The sequence below is a fragment of the Pseudonocardia sp. ICBG162 genome (assembly GCF_020496225.1).
GTDB lineage: Bacteria > Actinomycetota > Actinomycetes > Mycobacteriales > Pseudonocardiaceae > Pseudonocardia > Pseudonocardia alni.
Window position 1 is genome coordinate 22442 of the sequence record NZ_JAHLJD010000017.1, and the last position, 13627, is coordinate 36068.

12 protein-coding genes are annotated in these 13627 nt (G+C 72.5%); 6 read left to right on the forward strand and 6 right to left on the reverse strand.

Annotated elements, in window-relative coordinates:
• Positions 1 to 85: 85 nt before the first annotated feature.
• On the reverse strand, positions 86 to 1696 hold the full coding sequence (locus tag KPL60_RS14100) for an ABC transporter substrate-binding protein (protein ID WP_226366109.1): 1611 nt from the start codon (positions 1694 to 1696) through the stop codon (positions 86 to 88).
• A 774-nt stretch (positions 1697 to 2470) separates the two neighbouring features.
• A complete protein-coding gene (locus KPL60_RS14105) occupies positions 2471 to 3781 on the reverse strand; it encodes a dienelactone hydrolase family protein (protein WP_226366110.1) in 1311 nt (436 codons plus the stop codon).
• Between the two features lie 333 nt (positions 3782 to 4114).
• Here KPL60_RS14105 and KPL60_RS14110 point away from each other — a divergent pair, with 333 nt between their 5' ends.
• Together KPL60_RS14110 and KPL60_RS14115 are read left to right on the forward strand one after the other, a co-directional pair.
• Positions 4115 to 5065, forward strand: a complete 951-nt coding sequence (locus KPL60_RS14110) for an SDR family oxidoreductase (RefSeq protein WP_226366111.1) — start codon at positions 4115 to 4117, stop codon at positions 5063 to 5065.
• 101 nt (positions 5066 to 5166) lie between these two features.
• Positions 5167 to 6087 (forward strand): alpha/beta fold hydrolase, encoded by a 921-nt coding sequence (locus KPL60_RS14115; protein WP_226366112.1) that lies wholly within the window; start codon positions 5167 to 5169, stop codon positions 6085 to 6087.
• Between the two features lie 14 nt (positions 6088 to 6101).
• Here the strand turns inward: KPL60_RS14115 and KPL60_RS14120 are convergent, their stop codons facing one another.
• Positions 6102 to 7115, reverse strand: a complete 1014-nt coding sequence (locus KPL60_RS14120) for a pyridoxamine 5'-phosphate oxidase family protein (protein ID WP_226366113.1) — start codon at positions 7113 to 7115, stop codon at positions 6102 to 6104.
• A 74-nt stretch (positions 7116 to 7189) separates the two neighbouring features.
• Here KPL60_RS14120 and KPL60_RS14125 point away from each other — a divergent pair, with 74 nt between their 5' ends.
• The gene (locus KPL60_RS14125; protein ID WP_226366114.1) at positions 7190 to 7897 is read left to right on the forward strand and encodes an AraC family transcriptional regulator; all 708 of its coding nucleotides are present in this window, start codon (positions 7190 to 7192) and stop codon (positions 7895 to 7897) included.
• A 9-nt stretch (positions 7898 to 7906) separates the two neighbouring features.
• On the opposite strand, the gene KPL60_RS14130 is transcribed toward KPL60_RS14125, so the two are convergent.
• The 3 genes from KPL60_RS14130 to KPL60_RS14140 all read right to left on the reverse strand — a co-directional run bounded on the left by KPL60_RS14130 (position 7907) and on the right by KPL60_RS14140 (position 10653).
• Complete coding sequence (locus tag KPL60_RS14130; RefSeq protein ID WP_226366115.1) at positions 7907 to 8644, reverse strand: dienelactone hydrolase family protein; 738 nt, start codon at positions 8642 to 8644, stop codon at positions 7907 to 7909.
• Positions 8645 to 8826: 182 nt separating this feature from the next.
• A complete protein-coding gene (locus tag KPL60_RS14135; RefSeq protein ID WP_226366116.1) occupies positions 8827 to 9567 on the reverse strand; it encodes a DJ-1/PfpI family protein in 741 nt (246 codons plus the stop codon).
• 105 nt (positions 9568 to 9672) lie between these two features.
• Positions 9673 to 10653, reverse strand: coding sequence for a GlxA family transcriptional regulator (locus KPL60_RS14140; protein WP_226357644.1), 981 nt, complete (start codon positions 10651 to 10653; stop codon positions 9673 to 9675).
• A 52-nt stretch (positions 10654 to 10705) separates the two neighbouring features.
• Between KPL60_RS14140 and KPL60_RS14145 the strand changes: the two genes are divergently transcribed.
• The 3 genes from KPL60_RS14145 (at position 10706) to KPL60_RS14160 (ending at position 13579) form a co-directional block, all read left to right on the forward strand.
• Positions 10706 to 11275: an AAA family ATPase gene (locus KPL60_RS14145; RefSeq protein ID WP_226357645.1), complete on the forward strand. Its 570-nt coding sequence runs from the start codon at positions 10706 to 10708 to the stop codon at positions 11273 to 11275.
• Positions 11276 to 11358: 83 nt separating this feature from the next.
• Positions 11359 to 12084, forward strand: coding sequence for an Ltp family lipoprotein (locus KPL60_RS14150; RefSeq protein WP_226366117.1), 726 nt, complete (start codon positions 11359 to 11361; stop codon positions 12082 to 12084).
• A 997-nt stretch (positions 12085 to 13081) separates the two neighbouring features.
• Complete coding sequence (locus KPL60_RS14160) at positions 13082 to 13579, forward strand: hypothetical protein (RefSeq protein ID WP_226366118.1); 498 nt, start codon at positions 13082 to 13084, stop codon at positions 13577 to 13579.
• The last annotated feature ends 48 nt before the right edge of the window (positions 13580 to 13627 follow it).

Sequence of the window (13627 nt, forward strand, 5' to 3'; positions counted from 1 at the left end):
TTCGGGTGCCCGGCGGTTCGCGCCGGGCACGTGCACCGGCGGCCGGGTGGTCACCCGGCCGCCGGTGTGTGGTGGTGGGGCGGCGTCACTCCTGGACGGTCACGGTCTCCAGGTCCAGCTCACGGCCGTAGGTCAGCTCGACGTTCTGCAGACGCGGCGACCAGCCGAACTGCGCGGACTGGTCGTTGATCGCGACGGCAGGCATGTCCTGGATCAGGACGCGCTCGGCCTCGGCCCACAGCGCGTAGGCCTCCTCGGCGGTGGCGGCGGTCGAACCCTGGTTGACCAGCGCGTCGAAGCGCGGGTTGGTGTAGCCGCTGTTGTTGTTCGCCGCACCCGTCGTGTACTGCGGACGCAGGACGTAGTCCATGGTCGGGGTCGAGGCGACCCAGCCGGAGCGGAAGATGCCGGTCAGGCTCTCGGCCCGGCGCTGGTCCAGGAACTCCGAGAAGGTCGGGACCGGCACGAAGTTGCACGGCACGCCGAGGGTGTTGCTGATGCTGACGCAGGCGGCCTGCATCCACTCGCGGTTGATCGCGGAGTCGACGTTGGAGATCAGCTCGATCGGGCCGGTGAAGCCGGAGGCGTCGAACTGCTGCTTGGCCCGCTCCGGGGAGAAGGTGCACAGCTCGCCGCACTGGTCGTCGACCTTGCCGGGCACGCCCTCGGGGATGAAGCCGGTGGCCGGCTTCACGAGTCCGTTGTAGACGTTGTTGATGATCGCCTCGCGGTCGACGGCCATCGAGATCGCCTGCCGCAGCTGCGGGTCGGTGTAGCGCTGGTCGTAGATCGGGAACGTCATCGTGTTGGTGCCGGCGTAGGGCTGGTTGCCGTTCCGGTCGGCGAGGTCCTGCTGGTACAGGTTGTCGATCAGGAACGAGCCGGGGATGGTCTCGAGGAAGTCCAGGTTGCCGCTGACGACATCCTGGTAGGCGGCCTCGCTGTCGGCGTAGAACCGGAACTCGACACCGCCGACCCCGACCGGCTGCTCGCCGCCCCACTCGGCGAAGCGGGTCACGGTGACGTTCTGGTCGGGCACCCGGGACTCGTAGCGGAACGGGCCGTTGCCGACCGGGTTCGCCTCGAACGCGGCCGGGTCGGCGAAGAACGACTCGGGCATCGGGTAGAACGCGACGTCGCCGAGGGTGTTGACGAAGACCGGCGACGGCGAGGTCAGCGCGACGGTGAAGGTGCGGTCGTCGACGACCTGCAGGCCGGACATGGCCTGCGCCGTCGGCTCACCCTCGTCCGGGTTGACCTGGTCGAACCCGGCGACGTTGGAGAAGAACTCCGAGCTGGACTGCGCGTTGGTCTTCAGCGCGACGTAGTTCCACGCGTCGACGAAGCTCTTCGCCGTGACCGGCGTGCCGTCGTGGAAGGTCCAGCCGTCCTTGATGCGGATCGTCCAGTTCTGCGAGTCGGTCGACTCGATGGACTCGGCGACCTTGTTCTCCGGCTCGCCCTGCTGGTTGTAGTCGACCAGCCCGGACCACAGCGCGTCGAGGATCTTGCTGCCGCCGACCTCGCGGGTGTTGCCCGGCAGCAGCGCGTTCTCGGGCTCGGTGCCGTAGACCGAGATCGTGGGGGCGCCCTGGGCGTCGCCCGTGGTGCCGCCTCCCCCGCCGCCACAGGCGCTGAGCACCAGCGCGGAGGTCAGGGAGAGCGCGAGCAGCGCCGCGACTCGAGTTGATCGCATCAGAGTCCTGTCTGTCCGGGACGGCCGCTCCCCGCGTGGTGTGCAGGCGGCCGGTGCGGTTCGGTGGTGGGTCGCACGGTAACCACAGCATCCCGGTTCTCCGGTTACGAATCCATTGCGTCCGCCGCCATTGCGTCGAGCAACACGGAATTGCGCGCGACGGTCGGTGATCGGATCGCGACGTCACGTCCGGCCCGATCCTCACGGAAAACACATCAGTGCAGGTCGGACGCATTCCGGTGCATTCTTCCGCTACGCAACATTGCATTGCGCATCGCAATTACCTGGTCACCGGTGTGACGAGTGCCACATAGCTGAGCCACTGCGAGCCCGTGAGCAGCGACGGCACCTCACGGGAGTGCACCGGCGCCGGACGGCGGGGCAGGCGTCGCCCCACGTCGTGGAACCCGCTCGCCACGACGCGGGACCACCCGTCGCGCGAGAAACCACCGTCCGCGCGCATTTTCTGGCTGCTTTCCCACGGAATGTCTGTCGCTATCGCAGCGGTGATCCGCCGAGCCCGGGACGCCGACTCCGACGCCGCAGCAACCCATTGTCCGGCAATTCAGGAGAATGGGTCAGAATCGCATCGGAAACGGGGCACGGACACCGCCGGCGTGCGCTCCACCTGCGGGACCGCGGGATCGCGGCCCGACCGGCCCCGCCTCCGGCGACGACGGCGCGCTTCCGCGGGACGTCAAACGCTCGACGTGTGCATTTCAGGAAGATCGCCTGAAACGGTCATTCGAGTACGGGCGTACCAATCGTGGGTGGTCAGCGCGGCGACGCCTGCGTGAACAGATCGCCCTTCAGGTAGATGTTCCAGTCGGCCGCCTTGAGGCCGTGCCCGCCGGAGCGCAGGTGGTAGCTCATCGCCGGCCCGGAGAAGGCCGTGTCGGTGGTGGGCTTCCAGCCCGTCGTGCCCAGGCCGTTGTCGCCGAGGCCGTACAGGTCGTAGATCTTGCTGGCCGCCTCGTAGGCGAGGAACTCGCCCTCCGGGTCGGCGTTGGAGTCGTCGCTGGCGCTGGCGATCACCAGCTTGCGCGGCGCGACCAGCCCCATCAGCTCGTGCTGGTCGACGGGCAGCTCGTCGACCTTGTTCCCGTAGGCCTGGTAGGTCTTCGGGAACCAGTACGGGAAGGAGCTGTTGACCCGCGACACCGTCTCGGCACCCACTCCCCCGTCGCCGCGGCGGGCGAGCTTCGCGCCGGTCGACCCCGAGTTGTTGGAGATGACCGCGGCGAAGCGCGGGTCCTGGGCGCCGGCCCAGAGCGCGGCCTTGCCGCTGCGGGAGTGCCCGATGACCGCGATCTTCGACGGGTCGATGTCCTTGTCGGTCTGCAGGTAGTCCATCGCCCGGCTCGCGCCCCAGGCCCAGGCGGCGATGGCCCGGCCCGCGTCGTCGGGCAGGTCGCTCCCGGACGGGTAGAACAGGTTGATCATCTTGCTGCGGTAGCTGCCGCCGTCGTCCGGGGCGATGTCGTTGGCGTCGATCTGGGCGAAGGCGTACCCGGCCTTCGTGATCGTCGAGACCGGTGCGTAGTCCGAGGACTGCCCCGGGTCGTCGGAGACCGAGCCCCGGTGGTCGATCATCAGGAAGGTGCCGCGCGGGGTCTGGCCCTTCGGGACGAACAGCCGCAGCGTGAACTTCCCGGTGCCCTCCGGCCCGGTGATGCCGATCGTGACCTTCTTGAGGGTGACGTCGCCGTCGTCGCTGGTCCGCACGTCGAAGGTCTGCTTGGTCGGCTTGGGCAGCGGCTGGCCGTAGACGTTCTCGCGGAATGCCGCGAGAAGCTCCGCGCGCCGGGTCCCCTCCCACTGGGCGACGTCGGTGACGCCGGTGCCGTCGAGCATGCGCAGCGGGTTCGGGTACTGCGTCCCGTCGATGGTCACCGTCGCCGCGACGGACAGGCCCGCCGCCGGGACCGACGTGTAGGCGGCGGGTGCGACCGGCGTGGCCGTGGCCCCCACCGCGCCCACGCACCCGGCCGCGGCGACCGCGCCGACGACGAACAGCGACGTCGCCGTCCTCGCGACGGGGTGCAGGACGCGACGACGGCTGCGCGGGCTGATCGGAGTGGACACGGTCCGAACGCTACCGAGGCGGGGACCCTCTGCAACCGCCGTTGCCGGTATCACGTCGATCGGGGGACAAGATCACACACCTAACGTGTGACTCCTGCCGTCACAGGTGTTGCCGCAGGTGACGACGGGGTACGGCGGGTCCGCGCGGCGCCCCGGAGGGGGTCTGCCGACGTTCGCGGCTGCGAACGGTCAGGGCCGCAGCGCGGTGTCGCGTGGGTCCCCGGCCACCGACAGCGACCGCAGCTTCCGACGGTTCCACCGTGCGCGCCGCGCCCGCAACCACGGATCGACGATCCGTGGATACCGCGCCACGACCCGGCCAGGCTGGACCCCATGCCACGCACCCCTGACCTCACCCTCCCCGACCTGACCGGGCGCCGCGCCGTCGTCACCGGCGGCAGCGACGGCGTCGGGCTCGGCATCGCCGACCGGCTCGCCGCGGCCGGTGCCGAGGTCGTGCTGCCCGTCCGCAACGCCGCGAAGGGCGCGGCCGCCGCCGACCGGATCCGCGACCGGCACCCCGGTGCCACCGTCTCGCTGCGCGAGCTCGACCTGTCCTCGCTGTCCTCGGTCGCCGCGCTCGGGGAGACCCTGCGCGCGGAGGGACGCCCCGTCCACCTGCTGATCAACAACGCCGGCGTGATGACCCCGCCGGAGCGGCGGACCACCGCCGACGGGTTCGAGCTGCAGTTCGGCACCAACCACCTCGGTCACGTCGCGCTCGTCGCGCACCTGCTGCCGCTGCTGCGCGAGGGCCACGCCCGGGTGGTCTGCCAGATCAGCGTCGCCGCGGCCCGCGGCACGGTCCTGTGGGACGACCCGGACTCCGAGCGGTCCTACGACGGCATGGCCGCCTACCGGCACTCGAAGATCGCGTTCGGGCTGTTCGCCCTGGAGCTGGACCGGCGCAGCCGCGCCGCGGGCTGGGGCATCACCGCGAACCTGTCGCACCCGGGAGTCGCGCCGACCAACCTCCTGGACGCTCGGCCCGATCTCGGCCGGGAACGGCGGTCCGCCGGTCGACGGGTGATCGGGGCGCTGTCCCGGGCCGGTCTGCTGGTCGGGACCGCCGACTCGGCGGGGCTGCCCGCGCTGCTCGCCGCGACCGCACCGGACGCCGGGCACTCCGTGTTCTACGGGCCGAAGGGTCCGGGCCGGGTGGGCGGACCCCCCGCCGAGCAGGAGCTCTACCGCCCGCTGCGCGACGCCGACGCCGCCCGCCGGGTGTGGGACCTGTCGCAGCAGCGGGCCGGGGTGTCGTTCGACGGCGCCGCCACCCCCTGACAACCCCCCTCGCCGACGCCTCCAGGACACCGGCGGACCCCACCGCCGCGGGCCCGTCCGGAGGGGATCATGGAGACGTCGACGTACGGAGGTGCCCAGTGGTGGACCAGTCCCCCCAGGAGCGCGAGATCCTGCTGCACGGACAGCGTGTGAGCTACCGCGAGACCGGCCGGGGCGAGGGCCCGACGGTCCTGCTCGTGCACGGTCTCGCCGCGAGCTCACGCACCTGGGCCCCGGTGTTCGAGGCGTTGGGCGGCGGGCTGCACGTGATCGCGCCGGACCTGCTCGGCCACGGTGTCAGCGAGGCCCCGCGCAGCGGCGACTACTCCCTCGGCGGGTACGCGACCGGGCTGCGGGACCTGCTGGCCGCGCTCGACGTCGAGCGGGCGACGATCGTGGGGCACTCGTTCGGTGGCGGCATCGCGATGCAGTTCGCGCACCAGTTCCCCGAGTTCACCGAGCGGGTCGTGCTCGTGTCCTCCGGCGGTCTCGGCCACGACCTGACCCTCGCGTTGCGCGCGGCGAGCCTGCCGGGCACCGAGCTGGTGCTCCGCTCGGCGGCGTCGCTGACCCCGCCGTGGATGCGCCGCGCCGCGCACCGGCTGGCCCACCGCGTCGGCGCCGCGCCGCGCTCGGACATCGACGGTGTGCACACCGCGCTGGAGACCTTCGCCGACCGCGGCACCCGCGGCGCGTTCGTCCAGACCGCGCGGGGTGCGCTGGAGCCGTCCGGCCAGCGCCTCGACGGGGCGCAGCGCCTGCACCTGCTCGAGGAGGTGCCCGTGCTCCTGGTCGGGGGGAACCGCGACCGGGTCATCCCGCTCGCCCACACCCTCGCCGCGCACGACCGGCTTCCCGACAGCCGGCTGGAGGTCTTCGACGGCGCGGGGCACTTCCCGCACGCCGAGCAGCCGGACCGGTTCGTGGGGCTGCTGCGGGACTTCGTCGACGGGACGGCTCCGGCCGAGGGCGACCGGGACGCGCTGCGCCGCCGGATCCTGGGGCTCCCCCGGGTCGGCTGAGCCGGCCCGCAGTTCTACTCGTAGCCCTCGTCGCGCAGCGCGGAGCGGTAGCTCGCGTCCATGGCGCGGCGGGTGAGCCCGCTCGTGGCGGTGGCCAGGCCGCGGGCGAGCGCCCTCGTCGCGCGTCCGCCCCGGGCGGCCAGGTGGGCGGCGCCGATCGCGGTCAGGTCCGGTGCCGGACCCACCGGTTCCGCCCAGAGCGCGTCGACGGCCGGGCACCGCACGAGCTCCGCGCTCCCGACCCGCAGCACGACGGCGGCGTCGGGCGCCTTGTCGCGCAGCGCCATCGTTGCGAGCAGCGCCGGGTCCACGTCGACCCGGGCGGTGCCGGTGAGCCGGACGACGTCGCCGCGGCCCGGTACGACGGCGAGCACCGACACCTCGGGGCAGCGCATCAGGTTGTGCAGGGTGTCGGCCCGCCGGTTCCCGCGGCGCTCGGCGAACGCGACGGTGTCCCCGTCGAGCACCCGCAGCAGGCCCGGCCGGTCCCCCCGCGGGCTGGTGTCGCCGTGGCCGTCGCCGTCGCGGGAGCTGATCACCGCGAACGGCGAGGTCGCGAGGAACCCGGCCACCCCCGGCGCGGCGAGCGGACCGCCCGCGGGCGGTGTGACGGCGACCGGGTCGGGCACCGCCGTCCACAGCTCGGAGCGCATGACGCAGCGCGCGCAGTGGACGTAGCCCTCGGTCAGCCGGACCTGCACCCGGCCGTCGCGGGTTCCCTCCGCGGTCCCGTTGCACCGGAACGTCTCACCGAGGCCGGGGAGCAGGAACAGCATCGACACGCCCTCGCCGGGCCCGGGTGCCTCGTCCAGCGGCACCGACAGCACGGTGTCGGACTCGGCACGGACGACGCCGGGGCTGCCGCCGGCCAGGATGGTGCCGGTCCGGGTGCCGACGGCGACGACCGGGGCGGCGGCGAAGATCGCGCGACAGCCGTCGTCTAGCACCGGCGTCGACTTGAGCAGCGCCGGCCGCGGCGGGGTGCCGATGAGCGCGTCGACCTCGTCGGACGTCGTGAGTGTCTGCATGTGATCGACGCTAGGGTGGCGCTCGTGCGGCAGGTGGCCGACCATGGCCGCGAAACGGCCAGCTGGGGGTGCCCGTGCCGGAGACCGTGCTGGCGACCGCGCGGACGGAGTTCGACCGCGGCTTCACCGTCGACCTGCACGTGCACGACTTCCACCTGCTGAGCTGGTCGGCAACGGCGACGGTCACCCACCGGACGTCCGAACGCGACTGGCTCGTGCCGCCCACCCACGCGCTGTGGATGCCGGCCGGGGTGCCGCACACCATCGACGTCGTCCGCGGCGGGCTCGGCTACGGGGTGGTCCTGACCGGGACGACGCCGTGGACCGAGCCGACGGGCGTGCTCGTCACCCCGCTGGTCCGGGAGCTGATCGTGCACCTGGGCACGGCCCGCTCCCCCGCCCGGAGACAGGCCGAGCAGCTGCTCGTCGACCTGCTCGAACCCGTCCCGAGCACCACGTTCACCCTGCCCGTCCCCACCGACCCGCGGCTGCGGACCATCACCGACGCCCTGGTCGCCGACCCCTCGGACGGGCGCGACCTGGCCGCCTGGGCCGACCACGTCGCCGCCGGCGTCCGCACGCTGACCCGGCTGTTCCAGGCGGAGACGGGCATGACCTTCGCGCAGTGGCGCACCCACGCCCGCATCCGCGCCGCGCTGATCCTGCTCACGAACGGTACGTCGGTCGGGGCGACGGCCCGGGCGGTCGGATACCGCAAGCCCGGCGCGTTCGCCGAGGCGTTCCGGCGGGTGACCGGCCGGTCCCCGAGCGACGTCGGCTGACCGCTCACCTCAGGTGCCGGGTCCCAGGTGCCGGGTGAGGAACCGGGCGGCGTCGTCGCCCTCGAAGGCGGGGACGCCGGTGTGCCCGCCGGTGTTGGCGTGCAGCGTCTTCTCGCGACTGCCGAGGGCGTCGAACAGCTCCAGGGCGTGCCGCCGGTCGTTGCCCTCGTCGTCCCACTGCAGCAGCACCAGCAGCGGGACGGTGACCGTCCGGGCCTCCGCGACGATCGCGCGGGGCACGTAGCTCCCGGCGAACAGGACCGCGGCCGCGATGCGCGGCTCGACCACGGCCATCCGGACGCCGAGCGAGATGATCCCGCCCGACCAGGCGACCGGCCCGCACAGGTCCGGCCGGGCGAGCAACGCGTCCAGCGCGGCCCGCCACTCCGGGGTCGCCTGCTCGACCAGCGGGAGGACGAGCCGGTCGACGACGTCGTCGGGCACCGGCTCACCGGCCCGTACCGCGCGTCGCAGGTCGGCGCGGGCCCGGTCGGCCTCGGGGTGGCGGGGCCGGTCGCCGGTCCCCGGGAGCTCGAGGGTCGCCGCGGCGAACCCGGCCGCGATGCAGGACCGGGCCCGGGCGAGCAGCCGGGGGTGCATCCGGCCCAGGTCGCCGGGGTGGCCGAGGAGGACCAGCGGGGACGGGGTGGTCGCGACGGCCGGGGTCCAGAGGACGCCGGGGACGTCGTCGAGGGAGAACGCCGTCTCGACCAGGTCGTCGTGGCGCTGTTCGGTGAGGAGTCGCATGGTCGTGCCCTTCGGGAGAGGGCGCTCCCGGGCGACCTACCGCCCGGCCGTGTCCCCGGAGGGGAGCACCCGGCTGTCTGCTGCGGTCACGGGTCCCACCTCCTCGGTTCGGTGCACGGCTGCGGGAACGGTAGTGCGTGCCGCGGCCGGTCGGCCAGCGGGTTTCCGCGACCGCGCGCGGTTCAGCCCCCGGTGCCGGACGGGCCCCCGGTCGCCGGGACGGGCCGGACACCGAGACGCTCCGCGACCCGGCGCGCGGTCCCCTCGCGGCGCGCGGTGAGGTCCCCCTGGGCCTCCCGCGCCCGGGCCAGCACCTCAGGGGGCGCCGTGTCCGGGGTGCCGGCGTCGAACGGGGGCTCCGGGGCGTACTGCATGCCCAGCTGGATGACCTCGGCCGCCTGCCGCCCGCGCAGCTCGGCCGCGAGCCGGAGCGCGCCGTCGATCCCGGCCGTGACCCCGCCGGCGAACACCCACGTGTCGTCGACGACGACCCGGCGGTCGTCGCGGACCGCACCGAAGAACGGGAGCAGGTGCAGGGCCGACCAGTGCGTGGTCGCCCGGCGCCCCTGCAGCAGGCCGGCCGCGCCGAGCAGGAGCGCCCCGGTGCAGACCGACAGGACGGCGCCGGCCCCGGACGCCTGGTCACGGAGCCAGGTCAGGACCTCCTCGTCCTCCATCAAGGCCTCCTGGCCGGGGCCTCCGGGGACGTGCAGGACGTCGAGGCGCGCCGGCTCGGCGATGGTCAGGTCGGGGAGCACCCGGAGCCCGCGCATGTCGCGGACCGGGCCCTCGGCGGCGCCGACGAGCCGGTAGGACGAGTTCGGGATCCGGGACAGGACCTCGAACGGCCCGGTCAGGTCGATCTGGTCGAAGCCGTCGAACACCAGCGAGCCGATCTCGAGGTGCTGGTCGTCGGGGATCACGGGGGCCTCCCTGGGTGGAACGGACGGGACACGACCACGATCGCGTGCCCGGGGCCCGCGGCGTGAGTGGCCGGCGCGCCGGGAACCGGTACTTTCGCGCCGTGCTCAGCCCCGCGACCGGTCCGGCGGCTCGCCGCGGAAGGTGCGCCGGTACTGCGACGGCGACACGTGGACGAGGTCGTGGAACCGGCGCCGGAACGCGACCGTCGAGGTGAAGCCGCAGCGGGCGGCCACCTGCTCGACCGGCAGGTCGGAGGCCTCGAGCAGGTGGCGGGCGCGGAGGATCCGCTGCCGGGTCACCCACTGCCAGGGCGGGATGCCCACCTCGGCGCGGAACAGCCGCCCGAAGGTGCGGACGCTGTAGCCGGTGCGGCCGGCCAGGTCGGCGAGCCGGAGGGGGTCGCCGAGGTGGTCGTCGATCCAGGCCAGCAGGGCGGCGATGTCGACGTCGGAGGGTTCCGGCACCGGGTGCTCGACGAACTGCGCCTGGTCCCCCGACCGGTGCGGCGCCACCAGGCTGCGGCGCGCGACCGCGTTCGCCACCTCGACACCGCAGTCCTCGCGCACGATCCGCAGGCAGAGGTCGATCCCGGCCGCCACCCCGCCGGAGGTCAGGACCGCGTCGTCGACGACGTAGAGCTCGTTGTCGACGACGGTCGCGGCGGGGAACAGCCGCCGCAGCTCGCCGGTGACGTGCCAGTGGGTCGTCGCGCGGCGGCCGTCGAGCAGTCCGCTGTGCCCGAGTGCGAACGCTCCGGTGCAGATCGACACGAGGCGGGCGCCGCGCGCCGACGCCGCCCGCAGCGCGGCCGCCGCCGGTTCCGGCAGCGGGGAGAGGATGTCCTCGTACCCCGGCACGACGACCGTGTCGGCGTCGGCCAGCAGCTCCGGTCCGCCGTCGACACCGATGTCGACACCCGCCGCGGACGGGACCCGCCGGCCGTCCGGGGAGCAGACCGCGAGGTCGTAGTGCACGGGGCCGGAGTCCCGGTGACGGTGGCCGAAGAACTGCGTCACTGCACCGAAGTCCAGGACGACGACGCCGGGGAGCAGCAGCACCACGACGCGGTGCGGGTCGTGCGTCACACGGTCACCTCCCGCGGGCTCGTGGGGAACGCGCCTCTCCTACGGTGGCGTCGTGCTGCGCTGGAACGACCCGCTGCCCGTTCTGCCGCGCCGCACCATCATCGCCGGGGTCTCGGGATCGGGTAAGACGACCCTCGCCGCCCGCCTCGCCCCGGTCCTCGACGCTCCGCACACCGAGATCGACGCGCTGTTCCACGGCCCGGGGTGGGTGCCGCGCCCGTCCTTCCTCGACGACGTCCGACGGCTGGCCGGGTCCGACACCTGGGTCACCGAGTGGCAGTACTCCACGGCGCGACCGGTCCTCGCCGCCCGCGCGGACCTGCTGGTCTGGCTCGACCTGCCGTTCTGGACCGTCACGTTCCCCCGGGTGCTGCGCCGGACCCGGCAGCGCAACCGGGGCCGTGAGGTGCTGTGGAACGGCAACGTCGAACCACCACTGTGGACGGTGCTGGTCGACCGGGAGAACATCCTCCGCTGGGCGGTCTCGACGCGGCACAAGTACCGCGAGTCGGTGCCGATCCTGGCGCGGGAGCGCCCGACGCTGCCGGTGGTGCGGCTGAGGTCCCCGGCCGAGGTCGAGGGGTGGGTCACGGGGGCGCTGCGTGACGCCGCCCGGCGATAGGCCGGGGATCCCGGCTCTCCACAGTTCTGTGGATCCGGTACCGCCATTTGCAACACCCGATCTCAGCGTGCGACGTAGGGGTCATGACAACCTCGCAGACCCCACAGGGCCCCTCCCAGAACATTCCGGCCGGTCGGTACCCGCAGGCGGGCGCCCACCCCCAGCAGGTCCGGTACCCGCAGCCGGGCCAGATCCCGCAGCAGTGGGCCCCGCCCACCGCACCCTGGGCGCAGCAGCCGCCGCAGCAGCCCCCGGCCCCGACTCCGGTCTCGAAGCGACGGCGGAAGTGGCCCTTCATCGTCGGCGGAGCGGCCGCGCTGATCGTCGCCGCCGCCGCAGCGGGTGCCGGCAGTGGATCGACGGAGACCTCGACCGCGGCGGCCCCGACCTCCGCGCCCGCCGTCACCCCGCCCACCGCGGTCGTCGCACCACCCCCGGTCACGCTGACCGCGCCGAGCACCACGGCGTCCGCCCCCGAGACGTTCGCCGCAGCCCCGGCGGCGCCGGCGACACCGATGCTGTCGGTGAGCCGGCAGAACGCGGTCGACTCGGCCGAGAGCTACCTCGCCTACACCGCGTTCTCCCGCAAGGGTCTGATCGAACAGCTCGAGTTCGAGAAGTTCTCCACCGCGGACGCCACCTACGCCGTCGACCACGTGACCGTCGACTGGAACGAGCAGGCCGCGAAGTCGGCGAAGAGCTACATGGACTACAGCTCGTTCTCCCGCGGGAGTCTCATCGACCAGCTCGAGTTCGAGGGCTTCACGGCCGCGCAGGCCAGGCACGGGGCGGACGCGGTCGGGCTCTGATCCTTCGTACCCACTGCGGGCGCGCATCCCGCGCGCCGTCGTCACGCACCCGCGGGCGTCCATGGGACATGAGCCCCACATCGCCGGTCCTGGACGAAAGGAGCTCGTCCCTTCGGGAGCGAGAGCCCATGCCCCATGTTCCAAGCCTCTTACGAGAGTGTGACCAGGAACCGTCCACAGTCAGTCGAATGTCTGCCGCCAGGACACTCTGATCCGGCTGGCGTTGCTGTCGACCACGAGATACCAGTAGGCGTCGTACGGCACCTCCAAGACAGCGGTGCCGAACTCGACGAAGCCACCGTAGTACCCGTACTCGTGGCCGTCGAGGTAACTTTAGTACTCGTCCGCGTCCATCAGCGCAACCCTGGCCGCAGATCCTCGCAAGGCCACCTCAATGAGCGCACCACCTGCGAACGACCCAAGGTCGAAGTACAAATGCTCCACAACATCAGTTGTAGCGCGTGTTCGCGGTGTGCACTGCCAGGAAAGATCAGCTTGGCGAGCGAGGAGCGAATCGGACGCCCGAGCACTTCGGTGTGAATGCGGCCCGGCTTGCATTCCTGCTGTTGGTGAGGCTTGTTCAACGCGCTGACCTGCCGGTCGTCTACCGGCTCGGTGCGGCCCGTACCCGGGGCGTCTGGGAGGGATGTTCCCTCGATGTTCCTCGTGATCATCGGACCGGACGGCTCGGCGTCTCCCCTGCCCACTCCCCTCCCTGCCCCGATACGAGGCCGCACGAGCATGGTTCGGGTGGTGTCCAGGGCCGCCGGCAGGCGGTCGCGGAGCGACGGTTCTGTGTGGGGCTAGGGGTCCCCGCGCAGGTTCGCCCTGGATGGCGCGCGGACCATGTACGACCATCGGCCGGCTCGGGGCTGGGGTGGTCACACAACGGCATCGCGCGACTCTCCACAGTTCTGATGACCAGGCTGAGGTTGAGCTAACGCAGTACATGCCCTGTCCGACAAGCGGGCGAACCGCTTACAGGAAGAGGGGCAAGATGATGGTGAGCAGCGCGGCCGACGTCGCAGGCATCGCGGCCTACAGCGCGGATGTCGACCCCGGCCTGATCGCCATCATCCAGGCGACCGAAGCCGGTCAGCCAGGCCCCCAGCTGATCAACATTCTCGTGGGCACCTGGCTCGTCCAGGGACGACCGGTGAGCAGCAAGTCCTACGTCGACGCCACTCGCGACTCGCTGTTCAACTCCGTGTGGAACACCCCTGACGCACGCCGTTTCCGAGGCTCGGACGCTGACAAGCGGCAGGCCGTACTCGACGTCATCCAGCCGGCGGTCGGTGTGATCGAGCAGTCGGCTGCTGCCCCCGCGCCCGTGCTGCACCTGGTCGACGTCATGGTCGCGGCTTCCTCGGGGCCGTCGCTCCACCCGCCGGCGTTCCGGGTGAAGGCCTCGTCGGTTGACGCGTGGTGGATCAACGACTTCGAAGTGAAGCAGCCGAAGGGTGGCGGCTCGATCGGAGTTGGCTTCAGCTTCTGAATTCCGTGCCAGTTGTCGAGGACTTCCACGCTTTTCTGCTGGACCTCG

Excerpts from the sequence above, each read along its gene's own strand:
- KPL60_RS14100 (WP_226366109.1), bottom strand. The coding sequence starts at position 1,696 with ATGCGATCAACTCGAGTCGCGGCGCTGCTCGCGCTCTCCCTGACCTCC.
- KPL60_RS14110 (WP_226366111.1), top strand. The coding sequence starts at position 4,115 with ATGCCACGCACCCCTGACCTCACCCTCCCCGACCTGACCGGGCGCCGC.
- KPL60_RS14120 (WP_226366113.1), bottom strand. The coding sequence starts at position 7,115 with ATGCAGACACTCACGACGTCCGACGAGGTCGACGCGCTCATCGGCACC.
- KPL60_RS14130 (WP_226366115.1), bottom strand. The coding sequence starts at position 8,644 with ATGCGACTCCTCACCGAACAGCGCCACGACGACCTGGTCGAGACGGCG.
- KPL60_RS14150 (WP_226366117.1), top strand. The coding sequence starts at position 11,359 with ATGACAACCTCGCAGACCCCACAGGGCCCCTCCCAGAACATTCCGGCC.
- KPL60_RS14160 (WP_226366118.1), top strand. The coding sequence starts at position 13,082 with ATGATGGTGAGCAGCGCGGCCGACGTCGCAGGCATCGCGGCCTACAGC.